Below are 18,425 nucleotides of genomic sequence, written 5' to 3'. Positions count from 1 at the left end.
CTTAATTTAGGGTCAATTAGCGTGTAAAACTACAATAATTAAATTATTCTATAAACTTTGTTGATAAAGCAATTAAATTTGCAACTTAGCCGTAACAATCATCTCAAACCAGCCTCTAAAAAGAACAAAGCATACTCAGTGGAGAATAAGGAAAAGCTTTTTAAAGAAATTTTTGACACCAATTCTAAGAAGATCTACCACTTGTGTTATGGTTATACAGGTGATGAGGATTCCGCTAATGATCTGCTGCAGGAAACCTTTCTTAAGGTCTGGCAAAATCTGGATAAGTTCAGGAACAAATCGCTCATCTCCACCTGGATATACCGAATCGCTGTCAACACCTGTTTAACTTATCTGCGCTCAGAAAAAAGACAAGCTAAAGACGAGCTTACAGAAAGCATAATTGAAAACCGCCCGGAAGAATTCTCTGAGAAAAATGAACAGGTGGCATTACTTTATAAATCCATTGCGAAACTGGAAGAGAATGATCGTCTGATCATCACGATGGTACTAGACGAGCTCCCATATCATGAAATCGCAGAGATCTCTGGAATAAGCGAAGGTAATTTAAGAGTGCGTATACACCGCATTAAAACAAAACTTACAGAACTATACAATCAGCATGCAAGAATTTGATCATATACAATCACTTTGGCAATCCCATTCTGTTGAGGTAAAGATCTCAGCTGATGAAATGCTGACGCAGGCAAAAAAAGAAGTATCGGCCATTAAGACCAAGTCACGTCTAAATATTTTTGGAATGGTACTTTCTCTAACAGCCATTGCAGGTTTGCTTTTGTTTGCTGAATTCGCCTCCTGGACTACCCTGGCCGGCTTAAGTATCATCGTGCTTGCTGTTGCTGTTTCCACCTATATCCTTTACAAGGACTATAAACTTATTGCAAATAACGACTTCACAGAACATCCTAATGCATTCCTAAATAATCTTAAAACCTACCAGCTTAATAAACTGGTTATTTACAATAAACTGTATTGGTTTTATGCCATTGCGATATCAGTTGGCTTTATCCTGTATTTCTATGAAATGCTGGATCATCTTACTTTATTTACACAGGCTGGTATCGTTGCGTTTACGGTTTTCTGGATGGTATTCTGTGGCACAATTTTACGCCGTGCTTATATTAAAAAGGAAAAGGAACGTATTGATCTCCTAATCGAAAAATTCGAGCGCATCAGCGAGCAATTTAAAGACACGCAATAGCTACTCTTTCACTTCCGAAGTTGAAAAGCTGTTTCCTGATAAACGGTATTTTATTTTCTTAATTTCTCCTGCTTTTTCTGTAGTATCTCTGGGATTAACGATTGGGAAAGTACGATAGAGATCTCCCTCTTTAATCAAATACTTATCATTTCCTCCATAGATTTTTTTCATATTACTGCTCAGACTTGGAAACGTAATTTTATTAAAACTACCACCTGAATATTCGAAAACGTTCAAATCCGACACATTCTTTTTACTAAGCAATTCTATGTAGATTTCCGGATTGCCATCGTTATCCAAATCCATATTCCAGGCATCTGTAATAATGCCTTCCCGTTCATTTGAAAGCGATTTAAAATTACTTTTCAACGAGTCGGACAACAGGACAAGATAACCACCAACGCTATCCACACCTTTACCCCAGCTTACTACCTCAAAATTAAGCCCAGGTCGTATTTGAATATCTTTATAGAAAGGAAACTGATCTCTTTTAACCGGCACAGCAGGGCTGCTGTTTGCACTGAGCTTTTCCTTGGCTCCGTCACCACACGATGTAACTGCAATCGCGATTAAACCGAAAACCATCCCTCTATTTAAATATTTTATAAATCTCATACTATAATTATTTCGTTTTAACATCTGCCACACCATTGTTCAAAACAGTTTCCGTAACTACACTAGTTCTATTTGAGGGTGTAATTACTATAGTCTTTAATATACGTTTCTGCCCGGCTGGCACATTAATTTTTAATGGTCCGGTAAACAAAGTTGCATTTACCGAGGGGCGCGACAAATCCAATGTATAATAGATTTTTGAACCCGGAATAGGAGCTTTATAATCTAAACTAAAATTCTCTCCGTTCATTACGGCGTCGGTCTGCCCAATTGGTGTAGGAACCCAATAATTGGTAAGCGTCTTATCTAACCTGGCGAGATGTACCGGCAATCTTTCCTCAGAAAAATTCTTTAAATCTTTCCGCGAAACCGGGCTCCAGGCAATCTCTGCCAAGGCGTACATCCTTGGCAATAACATATATTCAACCTTCTCTGGAGTACGTATATATTCTGTCCACAAATTCGCCTGTACACCTATAATATGGGCTTGCTGTTCCGGTGTCAGTTCCTTCGCCACAGGATCATAGGAATAGGTCAGTGAATAAGGAGCGAACCCGCCAATGTTCGTTGGTTCATCCGGCGAATTGGATTGCTTATGGTCAATATACATACCAATCGGACCACCAGGCGTCATGATCACATCGTGATTTTGCTTGGCTGCCGCAATTCCACCTTCTACACCTCGCCAGGACATCACTGTTGCGTTGGGCGCCAATCCACCCTCCAATATTTCATCCCAACCAATAATTGATCTTCCTTTAGAATTGATATACTTTTCAATCCTTTGAATAAAATAACTCTGCAACTCATGCTCATCTTTTAACCCAAGTTGTTTGATCAGGTTCTGACAAAACTCGCTCTCTTTCCAGAACTCCTTCGGACTCTCATCCCCTCCTATATGTATATATTTAGAGGGAAATAAAGCGATGACCTCATCCAGTACATTCTCTAAGAATTTAAAAGTATTTTCAGATGGAACAAATACATCCTGGTATACTCCCCATTGTTGTTGGACTTGCTTGCCTTTTCTAGATCCGGCCCACGGTGTCCTGTCGCTTATAAAAGTATCCCGATCAGGAAAACAGCTCAATTCAGGATAGGCTGCAATGGCAGCAGAACTGTGCCCCGGAAGTTCAATTTCAGGAATTACATTGATAAACTTGGCTGCTGCATAAGCCACAATCTCTTTTACCTCGTCTTGTGTATAAAATCCCTTATAAACTATATTGTCGTTACCAACCCCAGGATAGTTCCCTATAATGGTTCCATTTCTGCTAGACCCTATACTTGTTAGTTTTGGATACTTCTTTATTTCAATTCGCCAGCCCTGATCCTCGGTAAGGTGCCAGTGAAAATTATTCAGCTTGTATTGAGACATCATATCGATGTATTTCTTTACAAAGGCCACGGGAAAAATATGACGGCCCACATCCAGATGCAATCCCCTGTATTTGAATCTTGGATAATCATTAATGGACGCCGCTGAAATCTCAATGGTGTTTCCTTTCTTTTCAGGCATCAGTTGCATCGCAGATTGAACACCATAAAATAGCCCCGCCCCTTTACCGGTGATGGTTATTTTCTTAGTGGTGATATCAATCTTGTAACCCTCAGCAGGAAGTTGATCAGCACCATTCGAGGTCAATACCATTGATCTAACATTTGGATCTGACACAATAGCTTTTCGCAATGAGAAACCAGCCTTTGTCACTAAAAATCCATTGAGTAAGTCGGCCATGCGTGCATTGGCAGCGTCCGCAGCTACCAAAACAACAGTCTTATCCAATAAAAATGATCCTGATTTTTTCACAACAGAAACTGGCACAGGAATTATTCCCATGTTCGCGTCAGTCTGCCCTAGCACGGATGTAGAAACAATTGCCAGTAGCGCAACAGGTATAAGTAGTTTTCTCATACGGATGGTTAAGCTTAAATTTAATTCAAGCCCAATATAAAGAAAACCTCGAAAAAATACTATTGCATCGCAACAACCTGATCTTCCTTGGCAGCAAGATAGCGCTCTGCATCAAGAGCAGCCATACAGCCAGAACCCGCAGCAGTAATTGCTTGCCTGTAATAATGATCTTGTACATCACCACTTGCAAAAACACCTTCTACATTAGTCTTAGTCGATCCTGGAATGGTTTTAAGGTAACCTGTTTCGTCCATATCCAACCAGCCTTTAAAGATGTCGGTATTTGGTTTGTGACCAATAGCCACGAAAAATCCTTCTACTGGAATATCAGATTCAACACCGGTCTCGTTATTTAGTACCCTAATTGCGGTCACATTTTTTCCATTTCCCAAAATTTCTTTGGTTTCTGTATGGTAAACCACTTCAATATTAGGCGTATTCAACACACGGTGAACCATTGCTTTTGATGCCCTGAACTCATCACGTCTTACCAGCATGTAAACCTTTTTACAAAGCTTGGCCAAATAAGTAGCTTCTTCAGCAGCAGTGTCTCCTGCACCAACAATAGCCACATCTTGTCCTTTAAAAAAGAATCCGTCACATACTGCACAAGCAGAAACACCAAAGCCATTGTATTGTTGCTCGCTAGGTAAACCCAACCATTTTGCAGTAGCTCCTGTAGATATGATCACCGTATCAGCAGTGATGGTTTTAATCTCATCAACAACTACTTTATGTGGCAAAGACGAGAAATCAACCGAACTCACATATCCAAAACGTATATCTGTTCCAAAACGCTCCGCCTGCTTACGAAAATCTTCCATCATCTCCGGACCCATAACACCGCTCGGATAACCCGGAAAATTATCAACATCTGTTGTTTGCGTAAGCTGACCGCCAGGTTCCATTCCTGTATACATTACAGGTTTAAGATCTGCGCGCGCAGCATATATTGCGGCAGTATAACCTGCCGGACCAGAACCAATAATTAAACAGGGAACATGTTCTATTTCTTGTGACATATCTTTTATCATATTACCCTGCAAAATTAAGCTTTATCCCGTTCTCAATCAAGCGTCAAATCATTAGCAACATGACATTGTGATACAATAATTATAAATCAAATCAGGTTTGAATCATCCCAACATTAAACTTTTTTGTAATTGGCGACTGGTTAGCTGCCTCTATTCCCATAGAAATCACATTTCTGGTCTCCAAAGGATCAATGATCCCATCTACCCATAATCTTGATGCTGCATAGTATGGCGTAGTCTGGCTATCGTAACGATCCATCACCTCCTTTAACATTTCTGCCTCTTTTTCTGGCGTAATGGTCTCTCCTTTTGCCATCAACGATGCTTCTTGAATTTGAACCAATACGTTAGCAGCCTGTGCACCCCCCATCACCGCTATTTTAGCACTAGGCCAGGCATAAATTAATCTTGGATCATATGCTTTTCCGCACATGGCATAGTTACCTGCGCCATAGGAATTACCGATCACAATTGTAAACTTAGGGACCACAGAATTTGCTACCGCATTCACCATCTTGGCGCCGTCTTTGATGATTCCGCCATGCTCAGACCTGCTACCAACCATAAATCCGGTAACATCTTGTAAAAAAACCAAAGGGATTTTTTTCTGATTGCAGTTCATGATGAAACGTGCAGCCTTATCTGCACTATCAGAGTAGATCACGCCTCCAAATTGCATTTCGCCTTTTTTAGATTTAACTACTTTTCGCTGGTTAGCAACTATTCCGACTGCCCAGCCATCTATTCGGCCTAATCCGCAAATAATACTCTGTCCGTAAAGTTGTTTGTATTCTTCAAATTCAGAACCATCCACCAATCTGTGGATGATCTCCAGCATATCATATTGCTTCTCCCTGCTTTCAGGAAGTATTCCATAAATCTCTTCCTGATTTGCTTTAGGCAGTGCTGGTTTAATGCGATCGAACCCAGCTTTTTCAGGTGCACCCAGCATGCTCATGATATTTCTGATGCTGTCCAGACAAGCTTCTTCATTTGGATGCTTGTAATCGGTAACCCCAGATATCTCTGAATGCGTTGAAGCCCCTCCAAGCGTCTCGTTATCTATGTCCTCACCAATTGCAGATTTAACAAGATAGGAACCTGCCAAGAACACAGAGCCCGTGCCTTCCACAATCATCGCCTCATCGCTCATAATTGGTAGATAAGCTCCTCCGGCAACACAAGATCCCATAATTGCCGATATCTGTACAATACCTTCGGAAGACATGATTGCATTGTTCCTGAACATCCTTCCAAAATGCTCCTTATCAGGAAATATTTCGTCTTGCATCGGCAGAAAAACTCCAGCGCTATCTACAAGGTAAATCACGGGAAGTCTGTTTTCCATTGCAATCTCCTGAGCACGTAAGTTCTTTTTTACCGTCATCGGAAACCATGCGCCAGCCTTAACCGTAGCATCATTGGCAACAATCATGCATTGTCTGCCAGAAACATAACCAATACCACAAATCACACCTGCAGATGGGCAACCACCTTGCTCTTTATACATGCCATCTGCGGCAAAATCGCCCACCTCTAAAAATTTTGTTTCTTTATCTATCAGATACGCGATACGTTCCCGCGCCAATAACTTACCTTTTTCTTTTTGCTTAGCCGCATTCTTATCTCCGCCACCTTTAAATATCGTCTTAAGCTTTGTCTTTAACTCATAAACAGACTGCTTGTTAACATCCTCGTTCTTGTTAAATTCTATATCCATTTGAGCAAGTTAAATCTATTTTTCTTCTTAACAAAAGTCCAGAACGGACTTTGGTACACAATCAGCAGGCATTGGCATACTACACCGATATACAAAAAAAACGTCATTGCGAGGTACGAAGCAATCTCTTCTTACATGTTGAGATTGCTTCGTACTCACAATGACGAATCAACTGTCGAAAAGACCGTATTACTCCGTATACTTCTTGAAGATTGAAGTAGCCGTATGCCCGCCAAAGCCAAACGTATTGTTCAATACATAATTAACCGGTTGGTGTATCGATTTACCGATAATAATATTCAATCCTGCAGGAATTTCAGGATCAAGGGTTTGCGTATTGATGGTACCTGGAATCGTATCATTCACAATTGCCATGATGCTGATCACACTCTCAATCGCGCCTGCACCACCCAATAAGTGACCGGTCATAGACTTGGTAGCACTGATCGCGACAGGCAGATCACCAAAAATTTTCTTTATGCCGTTAAGCTCACCCACATCACCCAATCCGGTTGACGTCGCATGCGCATTAATATAATCTATTTTATCAGGGCCAATTCCCGCATCAGCTAGTGCCTTAGAAATACCTAAAGAAGCACCCAATCCATCTGGAGGAGTGCCAGTTAAGTGATAAGCATCAGCTGCCATACCACCACCTACCATCTCTGCATAAATATGCGCACCACGTGCTATCGCATGATCTAAATCTTCAAGGATCAATGCACCAGCCCCTTCACCTATTACAAATCCATCTCTGTCCACATCAAATGGACGTGAAGCAGTTTGCGGATCATCATTTCTTTTAGAAAGTGCATGTGCAGAGTTGAAACCACCAACAGATGATTCTGTAATGGCCGCTTCAGATCCACCAGCTACCATAATGGTCGCTTTTCCTAACCTGATCGTATCAAACGCACTGATGATTGCTGTATTTGATGATGCACAAGCAGAAACCGTTGCATAATTAGGGCCATGCAGTTTATGGCGGATAGAGATTACACCAGCAGCAATGTCGACAATCATTTTAGGGATAAAATACGGACTAAACCTTGGCGTTCCATCTCCCAAATGATACTCTTTTAATTGCTGCTCAAAAGTGCTAATACCGCCGTTTCCGGATGCCCAGATCACACCTACTTCATAACGTTCCGTTTCAGGCATCGTTTCAAAGTCCAAACCTGAATCTTTAATTGCCTGATCACTTGCTGCAATCGCATACTGCGTGTACAGATCGTATTTTTTTAATTCCTTTTTATCTACATAAACAGTAGCATCAAAATCTTTAACCTCAGCAGCAAAATTGGTTTTAAACTTTGACGTATCGAATTTTGTAATTGCGGCAACACCACTCTTGCCGGCAACTATGTTCTCCCAGAATTCATTTACACTATTACCTAAGGGGGTCACGGCACCTAAACCTGTTACTACTACTCTTTTCATATTTACTATTTATTGATTAATCCTGCTACCAGGTTTCTAAATATTTTATAAAATTAAGGCTTTTTAACCATAACATACAATTAACAATTGATCCTAACGTTGTTCAGCTAGCTGATTACTTCAACCTCAGCAATTTAAAACCTGCAGCATCTGCGGTTAAAACATCAGGTTCATCCCCTTTTTTCACAAACTTTAGCCCGACATTACCCGCTACCCTCGGCGAAACTTTCACATCTGAATGATGTACATGCATCACATACTGCATATTGCCGCTTAAATCTACATACAAATCTCCATGACCTGTACCATTAAAGCCAACGTTGGCGCGACTAACAATCGGGTTGCCTGAATATTTTTTCCAGGGACCATAGGGAGAAGCCGAAGTTGCATATCCAACCGCATAATCTTTATTCCTAAAATCATTGGCCGAATAAATTAAATAATACAGTGATTTGTGTTTGATAATCGTTGGCCCTTCAGTTACGGCCCATTCCGTCCTTTGCGTATTTTCCCATTGCTCGGTACCGCTTAGGCACTCTTTTTCCGTTCCCATCACTACATCAGAAAGATCGGGCTTCATCTCTGCAACAAATATCCTGTTCCCGTTCTGCAGTTTTACATGGTACAAATAAACTTTGCCATCATCGTCAAATAACAGGAATGGATCAATCTGCTTTCCGGTGCCTGACAATGCTTTCAATACTTTTTGTTTAAATGGGCCTAGCGGACTATCGCTGCTGGCAATCGCGATTTGCTCATTCGCAGTATAGGCCATAAAGTATTTACTTCTACGTTTAAATACCTGTGGTGCCCAGAATCCTCCAGTACCAAAAGATTGCCCTTTGCTCAACACAAATCCATTGTTCTTACCCGCTGGTCCGCTCCAGGTTTTAAGATCTGAAGATTGATAGACTTCAAAACCTTTATTGCTGCTGGTTCCATATAAGTAATACTTTCCTTTATCTGCAAAAATGGTAGGATCAGCCATTGGAATGGAAGTACTGTCCACCTGCTGATCGTCCACCAGATGCCCCTTTATCATCCAAATTCCACTACGAGAACCAAATGCAGAAGTGCTGGTCAAAGCAACAATAGTATCGTCGTCCAGAATAGCCAAACTGTTCCAAAGGCAAGAGTTGCCGGCGGCGATGACAAATGGGGTTGATTTACTGCCAAAATTCCTGGCCTCACTATCCCCCACCACAACTTTCATATCTGCATAATTCATCTGATTGGCCCTGCCCTCAGTTCCCTGGTAAGAAAGAATTGTCTCACCGGTACTTAGCTGCCTTAGGTAAGGCGCGCCAGCGTATAACTGCTCGTCAATCCTATCCGCCAATGCATAACTTCTATTTGTACTATTGGCATCAACAGTAGTTTTCCAATTTTCACCAATGGTATTCCTGATAATGTAAGGCTTAAAATTCTTAAAACCATTGTCTTCTATTGCAAAAACAACCTCCTGCCTATTCTTTAGAAGGAGCGGAACAGGCATTCCGTCTCTTGCTCCTTTTCTAAAACTAACCACCTCGGGCTTCTTTGTCCAGCTCTTTCCCCCATCTTTAGAACGCAGCATGGAAATATTTTGCTCATTAGAACTGCGATAATCAGATTCATTGGCAAAAAACAATTGTACTTCTCCATTTGGCAATTGCACAGCAGAAGGTTCCCAGCAACCATTTTCAAATTTACTGTCGGCTTTATAAAGAGTCTCGCTCGGCAACCAGCTTTTACCGCCATCCACACTTCGCAGGTAGTTTATAGCATAATTACCGCTTTCCGGATCGTCATTATCCCGTCGCGGTCTTGGATTATAAAAAACCAATAAGGTATGATCCTTCAATTCCAGTAAATCCGGAACAGACATATTTACTTGTTTCCTTTTCGCTGCAAGTACCTCCGGCTCAGACCAGGTTTCCCCCAGGTCTGTACTTTTCGCAGCTACTATTTCGCCCGCCGCTTCATAAACACAAAAAAGTGATTGATCATGCAACTGGATCATCCTTGGATAACTAGCATACCGGGCTTCCTTTTTTGAAGAAGATATTTTAGTTAGTGTAGTCTGATCCCAAACAATATGCTTATCTTTTTTAACTGGCAATTCTGCCGTAAAATTATTCACAACTTTCACAGGAGGAATCACTGGAGAGGTAATGGTAAATGAAAATAAGCAACATACCGTTATTAAGAGAAATACTCTTGCACTCGTTTTATTAAACACAGATAAGGGATCTTTAAATTTTGGATGCAAGTTAATAGAAATACATAAATAAAATGATACCTTCGAAACTGACAATACTGCATTTAACACATAATTGAAGTACGTGATGAAGAAACTTACCTTACTATTTGCCCTCCCTTTTTTGGCTGTTTCACTTTTCGCCCAAAAGCCAGCAGAGAAAAAAACCTCTGGAAATCCTTTGTTTACCGGCTGGTATGCAGACCCTGAAGGCGCAATATTTGGCAAAGAATATTGGATTTACCCTACTTATTCTGCTAAGTACGAGGAGCAAACTCATATGGATGCTTTCAGTTCCAGGGATTTGGTAACCTGGACAAAACACCCTAACATATTGGTAAAAGAAAATATCAAATGGGCAAATAAAGCCATGTGGGCACCTTCTATCACAAAAAAAGGCAATAAATATTATCTGTTCTTTGGTGCTAACGATATCCAGAACGACAAAGAAGTTGGTGGTATCGGTGTCGCAGTTTCTGATAAACCCAATGGGCCGTTTAAAGACCTTATCGGCAAGCCCTTAATCGATAAATTTTATAACAAAGCCCAACCTATTGATCAATATGTATTCAAAGATAAAGACGGTCAATACTATCTTTATTATGGTGGCTGGGGCCATTGCAACGTAGTTAAATTAAGCGACGACTTCAAGAGTGTAGTTCCTTTTCCAGATGGAACCACTTACAAAGAAATTACGCCTAAAGGTTATGTGGAAGGTCCATTCATGTTCATCAAAGACGGTAAATACTATTTCATGTGGTCTGAAGGCGGCTGGACAGGTCCTGATTATTCTGTAGCCTACGCCATAGCAGATTCTCCAATGGGCCCATTTACCAGGATCGATAAAATCTTAAAGCAAGATCCTGATGTAGCAACTGGGGCTGGTCACCATTCTGTAGTTCAAAACCCAAAAACCAAAGAATATTACATCATCTATCACCGCAGGCCATTAACGGAAACCAACGGAAACCATAGAGTAACTTGTATTGATAAAATGGAATTTGATGAAAACGGATTGATTAAGCCAGTAAAAATCACCTTTGAAGGCGTTGCACCAAGCCCTATCAAATAACCAGGCCATTAAGATAAACTATAATTATTTAGTTAAGCTAAATCGAGCCTCCTGATCAGTTCAGTGCTCTGTAGCTTACCATGGCTCAATTTATCTTTAAAAAACTCTTTAGTAGCATCAAAATGCTGCTTGTATCCATTCATATCGCCATAGCCGATTAAAGAGGACCATTCCCGAACTGCAGAGTGGAATTCCAAATCATCGGCACGAATACTTTTATCAAACAGTGCAGTCTCTATAGATTCTTCCAGCAATTCCTCGTTTTGAAACAAAAGCTCTGCAATACCAAGCCTCAATTTAAAAGGTGGCGTCTCACAAATCAAATTGTGATAGGGATTGATTCCCAGTTTACACCAGGCATCCACCATGCTCAACAAACTTAGGTGCGAGTTTGGCTTTCTCAAACCTCCATCCGCTGCCAAAGAGAATTCTTGAATGATCTCATTGCTTAGCATGATCTGTTTGTTTTGTTTATCGAAAACAAAATCCCTTGCTTTATAGAGTCTGGCCCGAAACTCATCAGCCTCTTCCTTGATCATCAGTTTAAACAACTCAGATTCAGACTGTGCATACTGCTTTACCTGTGCAGAAGCATAAGGATTAAGAATCGCCAGTCCGCCATAAATATGCGCCTTACTGCTAAATATCCTGAGCGTGGTCAAAATCTTAATGTTGTCTATACCCCCATTATAGGAATCGTTTTCCCATGGGAAGAAACCCGCTTCCTTCCATGCTGTGCCCATACTTTCAAAACCGAAGTGTGTTACAGCTTGTGTATCTGCTACAATCTTATCATGGTAATGATAATCTTCAATTTCCACCAAAACAGAATCTAATGCAGAAAGCACAATAAGCATACGCTGATAAGCATCATCAGTAGTACGATGGGGAATTACAATCAGTTTTTGTCCTTTTGTATCGATTACAGGCCCGTGCAAAGAATGGCACGGGATGATGTGGACATCCTTAGGGAGATATCTCTCCATGGCTTCTATTTCAGGATGCTTTACAGAAGTCTGACCGGCAACAATAGCTCCATACTTGGTCGAAGAACCATATTGTCTTACTACATCTGCGATCTTTTCCGCTTCTACAGAATAGAAGATCACATCACATTGTCGGGAAACCTCTTTGCCATCGACCATGAGTTCTATATCGTAAGGAGCTAGCTTCTCTCTTAAGGCCTCCAGCTGCTGGGGCAAATCGCAACCAAACACCTGGTAACCCGCCTTTGCAAAAGATATGGCATACAAACAGCCCATATCTCCCAACCCAATCATTCCAATTTTCATTATCTCGGTTAAAAGTTCGAATCTAAAGATTGTAAATATACCGATATAAAAAAAGAAAATGCTTCTTTATGCAACATAGTGTAGCGCTATTCCACAGCTTTAAATCTGCAACAAAACTACAATTTACTGAAAACCAACCATATGCCAAAAAAGCATTTCATTGGCACCATTATGAACTATAGTCTAATCAGTATTAACAATAAATATTGATTAAACATTAAAATAAAAGTTATGAAAAAGATCATTTTATCAGCAGCATTTTTAGCATTAGCAGGATTCACTACAGTAAACGCGAACGAAATCAAATCATCATCATATTATAACGTTGCTGTGAAACAAGATAGTACTACCAAGACTCCGGTTGAGTTGAAAGACCTGCCAGACTCCGTAAAAGCAACACTTGCCTCCGAGCCGGTGAAAGTATGGACGCCTACTGCGGCATTCCTGATTACCAACGCGGATAAAACTTCGTACTATCTGATCAATGTTAAAAAAGAACAAGAAACCGGCTCTTTAAAAATTGATAAAGACGGTAAAATCATTCAATAATCCCTATATTATCGAGTACCCTAAAAGCCGGAGCAATCCGGCTTTTTTTGTATGCTATTAAGGAATTTGTATTTTTACAATATGCCGGATAACTTTAACCTTTAATTAAACAAACAAGGTATGACTTTGAAAAAAGAAGATAATTTGGTAATAAAAAGTAGGGAGATAACAGGGATTTACCAGGGACTTAGCAGGGAGATAACAGGGACAATTTCCTTATTTGCTTCGAGTTAAGTCCTAGTTAAATTCTTTATAAGTCCTATTTTTATAATAACACGAATCGAAACCATCCCGATTTTATCCTGATGCATCTCCCGCCGACATAATAAAAGCCACGTTATAAACTTTTAGCTTTATTTTTACGTTCTTTAAATACCTATGAAAATATTCCCCCTCGTTCTGTTAGGTTTTTTCGCTAAAGCCACATTTTCTCAAGACTTCAAGTACCCACAAATGACGGAACAAGCCAAGTCGGTCAAATCATTACCCCCTTCCCAATGGAAAATCATTGATTCAGTAAGCGGCGATTTGAATGGAGATAAAATAGCAGACCTTGCTATGGTGCTCGAGTTCTATGCTCCTGTTAAAGAAGGCAGGGCTTATGGCGATAACGATACTGAACTCATCACTGAAATCCAACGGCCAAGAATACTTGCCGTATACTTTAAATCTGGTAAGAATTATAAACTTGCACTCCAAAATAACAATTTCATACTTCGGTCTGAGGAAGGCGGAGGCATGGGTGATCCACTTAGGCCCCTATCCATTGCTGATGAAAAGCTAGGTTTGAATTTTGAAGGAGGAAGCAATTGGAAATGGTCGCTGAGCTACAGTTTTCGGTTTTACAACCAGGAGTGGCAGCTCACTACGGCACGCAATTATACTTTCCACGATGCTTCCGGAGAAATGAATAATAAAGATTATGATTTTATTGCAAAGACCAGGACCACTGTTTCCGGTACCATTAATAACCGCAAAAAGGCAAACACTTCATTCGCTAAGCCGATTAAACTGGCTAAATTGAAGACCTTTACCACATTTAAAAAGCCCTGGACCTGGGAAATAGATCCGGGAGAGTTTTTATAGCTTAGGTTAGGTTTCTATCCTTAAACCAAACCTCATCTGGCACCGCATCAAACTTGCTCATTTTTTCCACCAAGACGGCCGGATCAGATTCATTGAAAACGAGATCTCTATTGGCGGGCTTTAAAAAACGATGTGCTACCATTACCTCCATTTGCGCAAAAAGCGGGTCGTAGAAACCACCAACATTAAGCACGCCAATTGGTTTATTGTGGAGGCCCAATTGCAGCCAGGTCAATACCTCAAAAAATTCTTCTAAAGTACCAAACCCACCAGGCAGCACAATAAAGCCATCGCTGAGGTCTGCCATCTTTTGCTTACGCTCATGCATGTTCTCCACAACGATCATTTCCGTAATGGATTGATGCCCTACCTCTTTATCTAATAAAAATTGAGGAATAATACCGGTTACGGATCCACCACGCAGCATAACCTCATCAGCAATTACACCCATTACCCCTACGCTTCCGCCACCGTAGACTAATTTAATATTCTGACTGGTAAAGGTTTCAGCTAAAACTTCAATGGCGGTCCGCAGTTGTGGATCGCCATTGAAATTAGAACCGCAATAAACACATATTGCTTTCATCTCTTATCTTGAATAATTTGGTGCTTCTTTAGTGATGGAAATATCATGAGGGTGGCTCTCTCTCATTCCGGCAGCGGTAATGCGAACGAATTTCGCTTTTTGAAGATCAGCAATAGTAGCTGCGCCACAATAATGCATACCTGCTCTCAAGCCACCTACATACTGGTAAATCACTTCGGCTAGGGTGCCTTTGTAAGGTACGCGACCAACGATTCCCTCTGGCACCAATTTGGTCACTACATCTTCCTCATCCTGGAAATAACGGTCTTTAGAACCTTGTTGCATGGCTTCTACAGAACCCATGCCACGGTAAGATTTAAATTTACGACCTTCGTAAATGATGGTCTCGCCTGGCGATTCTTCAACACCTGCAAATAGCGAACCTGCCATAATGCAACTGGCACCAGCAGCAATTGCCTTAACAATATCACCGGTTTGTTTGATACCACCATCTGCAATTACCGGGATACCGGTACCGATTAGTGCTTGTGCACATTCGAAAACCGCGTACAATTGCGGAACCCCAACACCTGCAATAATGCGGGTAGTACAGATAGAACCTGGACCAATACCTACTTTAACAGCATCAGCACCAGCAGCTGCTAAAGCTCTGGCAGCGTCAGCTGTAGCGATATTACCGGCAATCACCTGAAGATCAGGAAACCTTGTTTTTATGGCTTTCACCATATCAATAACACCCTTTGAATGACCATGTGCAGTATCAACCGTCACTACATCAACACCAGCCTGTACAAGTGCAGCAACACGCTCAATGTTATCTGCTGCAACACCAACAGCTGCACCAACTCTTAGGCGGCCCCTATCGTCTTTACAAGCTTTAGGGTAATTCTTATATTTTTGGATATCCTTAAAAGTGATCAATCCAGCCAAGCGGCCATCTTTATCAACTACAGGAAGTTTTTCAATTTTATAGTCTTGCAAGATCTCTTCAGCTTGCAGTAAGGTTGTGCCCTCTGCCGCAGTGATCAGGTCCTTCTTAGTCATTACCTCAGAAACCGGGCGCTGCATATCCTTTTGGAAACGAAGATCTCTATTGGTAATAATTCCCACTAATTTACGATCCGCATCAATAACAGGTATGCCCCCGATTTTGAACTCTTTCATGATCTGGAAAGCATCGGCTACTTTTGCTGTTGCGCTTAACGTTACCGGATCCTGAATCATGCCGCTTTCTGAGCGCTTAACTTTGCGTACTTCGTCAGCCTGGCGCTCTATGCTCATGTTTTTGTGCAGCATGCCAATACCGCCTGCCTGGGCAATAGCGATAGCTAAACCTGCTTCAGTAACAGTATCCATAGCAGCTGAAACTATCGGTACATTAAGCTTGATGTTTTTGGTTATATACGTTCCGGTATCAACGTCGCGCGGAAGAACTTCAGAATAGGCTGGTACCAGTAATACGTCATCGTATGTGAGACCTTCGGCAATAAATTTGTTGGGATCAAGTTGCATCGCAAATAATTTAGGAGTTACTATTTGCCGGGCAAAGATACGTTTCTTTTCAAGATTACGCAATAAAGTTGTTCAGATAGCTCTGGATGAGTAAAAGATTACATTTATATTAAACTGCGAAAAATATTTCTTTCTTATCTGGATATATGCTATTATTGCTATAACCAAACAAGCTCTTATGAACCACCTCAAATCTATGCTTTGTGGCCTGTTGCTATTAACAGGTCTTTGTGCTGGCGCTCAACAAAATAAAGAAGTTGCCCAAAGAACGTTTAAATTCGGAAAAATTGACCCTTCGGAGTTCGAGACCAAAGTTAAAGGAGCAGATTCTGCTGCTGTAGCTGTGATACTTTTTGACGTTGGAAAAGGAGAATTTGCACTGGGCAAAAATGGTTTCGAATTTGTCATTGAAAGGCACATCAGGTATAAAATATTCAGTAAATTGGGTTACGACTTCGCCAACCTGCAATTGCAATTCTTCAGGGCTGATAATGCGGAGACTTACCTGGATGATATGGAAGGTGCTACCTATAACATGGAAGGTGGTAAAATGGTGGTCAGCAAGATTGGTAAACAATCAAAGTTTACGGAAAAACAGGATAACAACTTTACCATTAAAAAATTCGCTTTACCTAACGTTAAAGAAGGTTCAATAATAGAATTTAAGTATACCGTTAAATCAGATTTTTACCAAACATTGATGCCATGGTATTTCCAAAACAGCATTCCTACTTTATACTCAGAATACGATGTTAGAATGCCTCCTTTTTTCAAATATAGGGTTTCCCAGAACGGAGATTTTAAACCTCAGCCTAAAAGGGAGTACATTAAACAAAACTTCATCTCCTTCTATGCAAACTTTATAGATGAACCGGTAGCCAGAAGCCTGTACATCGCCGAGAATATACCGGCCCTGAAAACGGAGAATTACATTACATCAATCGACGATTACATCAGCAAGCTGGAATTTGACCTGAATAGCATTGCTTTACCGGGAACTTCATTTCTTGACAATGTGAGAAGCTGGCCGAAAATTGTTAGTGGACTTGGGCAGCACCCTTATTTCGGCGGCTACGTAAACAAACGCGATTATGTGAAAACTTTGCTTAAGGAAATCGTTAAAGACAACACCCCAAAAGACACTGTACCATATCTGATATTTGACTATGTAAAAAAGAACATCAAGTGGAACGAGCAAAACAGTTACACCACGTCTGAAGCTGATCCTAAAAAGATATTTGAAAAGAAATTGGGGAATGCAGCAGACATCAATCTGGCATTGTTAGCAATGTTTAAGGAAGCAAAGCTTGAGGCCTGGCCCATCTTAATCAGTACACGGAGCAATGGCAAACATCCGGGAACTCCTACTACGGCTAAATTTAATAATCTGGTGATTGATGTAAAACTTGGAGAAAGGCATATCTTTTTTGATGCGACCAGTAAAAACCATACTGCTGATCTCATTGCTTTTGATGACCTGAATCATGTGGGCCTGAAAGTAGACTTGGATAAAAAATCTGGTGAATGGGTAAATACAGAGGAAGGCAGGCTTAGTAAAAAGACGGTGAACTACGTGCTCACTTTAAACAAAGAGAACAAGCTGGAAGGAAAGTTATTTCTTTTAAGCACGGATTATGCAGCGTTAGAGCGCAGAAACGAATTTACATCCGCAAATAGTCAGGACGAATTTTTAAAGAAATATAAAAGTGACAAGCCAGGTTTAGGAATAAAAGAGTATGTGGCTGAAAACATGGATAACCCTGCCGAACCACTTTCTGAATCTATGGATGTACAAATTGATGATGCCGTAGAGGAAGGAGGAAATCTGCTTTATTTTACACCTTTACTTTTTGAAAGAATAAAAGACAATCCTTTTAAATTGGAAGCCCGACAGTTTCCAGTGGATTTTGGGCACCCAAGAGAGGACACTTATAAATTTATCATTGATGTTCCTGCTGAATATAAATTGGAAAAGCTGCCGGCTAATGAAAAGATATCGTTATTAGATGAAGGTGCTTCTTTTACATTTACTACTAAACAGGATGGTAACAAATTTGTACTGACCAGTAAGATTGCATTTAACAGATCAGTTTTTACTCCTTCTGAATACAGTTTGCTTAAAACGATGTATTCCAAAATAGTAGCAAAACAAGCCGAACAGATAGTAATCAAGAAAATTTAA

15 protein-coding genes are annotated in these 18,425 nt (G+C 40.6%); 6 read left to right on the top strand and 9 right to left on the bottom strand.

Features of this window, described 5'->3' with window-relative positions; all coding sequences use genetic code 11:
- The first annotated feature begins 138 nt into the window (after positions 1 to 138).
- Positions 139 to 636, top strand: a complete 498-nt coding sequence (locus ACXZ1K_RS09340) for an RNA polymerase sigma factor (RefSeq protein ID WP_458973118.1) — start codon at positions 139 to 141, stop codon at positions 634 to 636.
- A complete protein-coding gene (locus ACXZ1K_RS09335; RefSeq protein ID WP_458973117.1) occupies positions 623 to 1,222 on the top strand; it encodes a hypothetical protein in 600 nt (199 codons plus the stop codon). The genes ACXZ1K_RS09340 and ACXZ1K_RS09335 overlap by 14 nt, the downstream gene beginning before the upstream one ends.
- On the opposite strand, the gene ACXZ1K_RS09330 is transcribed toward ACXZ1K_RS09335, so the two are convergent.
- The 6 genes from ACXZ1K_RS09330 to ACXZ1K_RS09305 all read right to left on the bottom strand — a co-directional run bounded on the left by ACXZ1K_RS09330 (position 1,223) and on the right by ACXZ1K_RS09305 (position 10,167).
- Positions 1,223 to 1,837: a hypothetical protein gene (locus ACXZ1K_RS09330; protein ID WP_458973116.1), complete on the bottom strand. Its 615-nt coding sequence runs from the start codon at positions 1,835 to 1,837 to the stop codon at positions 1,223 to 1,225.
- Positions 1,838 to 1,844: 7 nt separating this feature from the next.
- Positions 1,845 to 3,752 (bottom strand): beta-N-acetylhexosaminidase, encoded by a 1,908-nt coding sequence (locus ACXZ1K_RS09325; RefSeq protein WP_458973115.1) that lies wholly within the window; start codon positions 3,750 to 3,752, stop codon positions 1,845 to 1,847.
- Positions 3,753 to 3,811: 59 nt separating this feature from the next.
- On the bottom strand, positions 3,812 to 4,774 hold the full coding sequence (gene trxB / locus ACXZ1K_RS09320) for a thioredoxin-disulfide reductase (protein ID WP_458973114.1): 963 nt from the start codon (positions 4,772 to 4,774) through the stop codon (positions 3,812 to 3,814).
- A 103-nt stretch (positions 4,775 to 4,877) separates the two neighbouring features.
- Complete coding sequence (locus tag ACXZ1K_RS09315) at positions 4,878 to 6,506, bottom strand: acyl-CoA carboxylase subunit beta (RefSeq protein WP_458973113.1); 1,629 nt, start codon at positions 6,504 to 6,506, stop codon at positions 4,878 to 4,880.
- A 189-nt stretch (positions 6,507 to 6,695) separates the two neighbouring features.
- Positions 6,696 to 7,946, bottom strand: a complete 1,251-nt coding sequence (gene fabF, locus ACXZ1K_RS09310) for a beta-ketoacyl-ACP synthase II (protein ID WP_458973112.1) — start codon at positions 7,944 to 7,946, stop codon at positions 6,696 to 6,698.
- A gap of 115 nt (positions 7,947 to 8,061) precedes the next feature.
- Complete coding sequence (locus ACXZ1K_RS09305; protein ID WP_458973111.1) at positions 8,062 to 10,167, bottom strand: family 43 glycosylhydrolase; 2,106 nt, start codon at positions 10,165 to 10,167, stop codon at positions 8,062 to 8,064.
- 106 nt (positions 10,168 to 10,273) lie between these two features.
- Here ACXZ1K_RS09305 and ACXZ1K_RS09300 point away from each other — a divergent pair, with 106 nt between their 5' ends.
- Complete coding sequence (locus ACXZ1K_RS09300) at positions 10,274 to 11,257, top strand: glycoside hydrolase family 43 protein (RefSeq protein ID WP_458973110.1); 984 nt, start codon at positions 10,274 to 10,276, stop codon at positions 11,255 to 11,257.
- A gap of 32 nt (positions 11,258 to 11,289) precedes the next feature.
- Here ACXZ1K_RS09300 and ACXZ1K_RS09295 read toward each other — a convergent pair whose 3' ends face one another.
- Positions 11,290 to 12,549: a prephenate dehydrogenase/arogenate dehydrogenase family protein gene (locus ACXZ1K_RS09295; RefSeq protein WP_458973109.1), complete on the bottom strand. Its 1,260-nt coding sequence runs from the start codon at positions 12,547 to 12,549 to the stop codon at positions 11,290 to 11,292.
- A gap of 231 nt (positions 12,550 to 12,780) precedes the next feature.
- On the opposite strand from ACXZ1K_RS09295, the gene ACXZ1K_RS09290 reads away from it, so the two are divergent.
- The gene (locus ACXZ1K_RS09290) at positions 12,781 to 13,098 is read left to right on the top strand and encodes a hypothetical protein (protein ID WP_458973108.1); all 318 of its coding nucleotides are present in this window, start codon (positions 12,781 to 12,783) and stop codon (positions 13,096 to 13,098) included.
- 378 nt (positions 13,099 to 13,476) lie between these two features.
- Entirely contained in the window at positions 13,477 to 14,184 is a 708-nt protein-coding gene (locus ACXZ1K_RS09285) for a hypothetical protein (RefSeq protein ID WP_458973107.1), read from the top strand.
- Between the two features lies 1 nt (position 14,185).
- Here the strand turns inward: ACXZ1K_RS09285 and ACXZ1K_RS09280 are convergent, their stop codons facing one another.
- Entirely contained in the window at positions 14,186 to 14,770 is a 585-nt protein-coding gene (locus ACXZ1K_RS09280; protein WP_458973106.1) for an LOG family protein, read from the bottom strand.
- Between the two features lie 3 nt (positions 14,771 to 14,773).
- A complete protein-coding gene (gene guaB, locus ACXZ1K_RS09275; protein WP_458973105.1) occupies positions 14,774 to 16,243 on the bottom strand; it encodes an IMP dehydrogenase in 1,470 nt (489 codons plus the stop codon).
- A 178-nt stretch (positions 16,244 to 16,421) separates the two neighbouring features.
- Here guaB and ACXZ1K_RS09270 point away from each other — a divergent pair, with 178 nt between their 5' ends.
- Complete coding sequence (locus ACXZ1K_RS09270; protein ID WP_458973104.1) at positions 16,422 to 18,425, top strand: DUF3857 domain-containing protein; 2,004 nt, start codon at positions 16,422 to 16,424, stop codon at positions 18,423 to 18,425.

Source organism: Pedobacter jaeyakensis (genome assembly GCF_054461315.1).
Note: the sequence above shows the minus strand (reverse complement) of the source record. Positions and strands in the feature narration are given on the sequence as shown.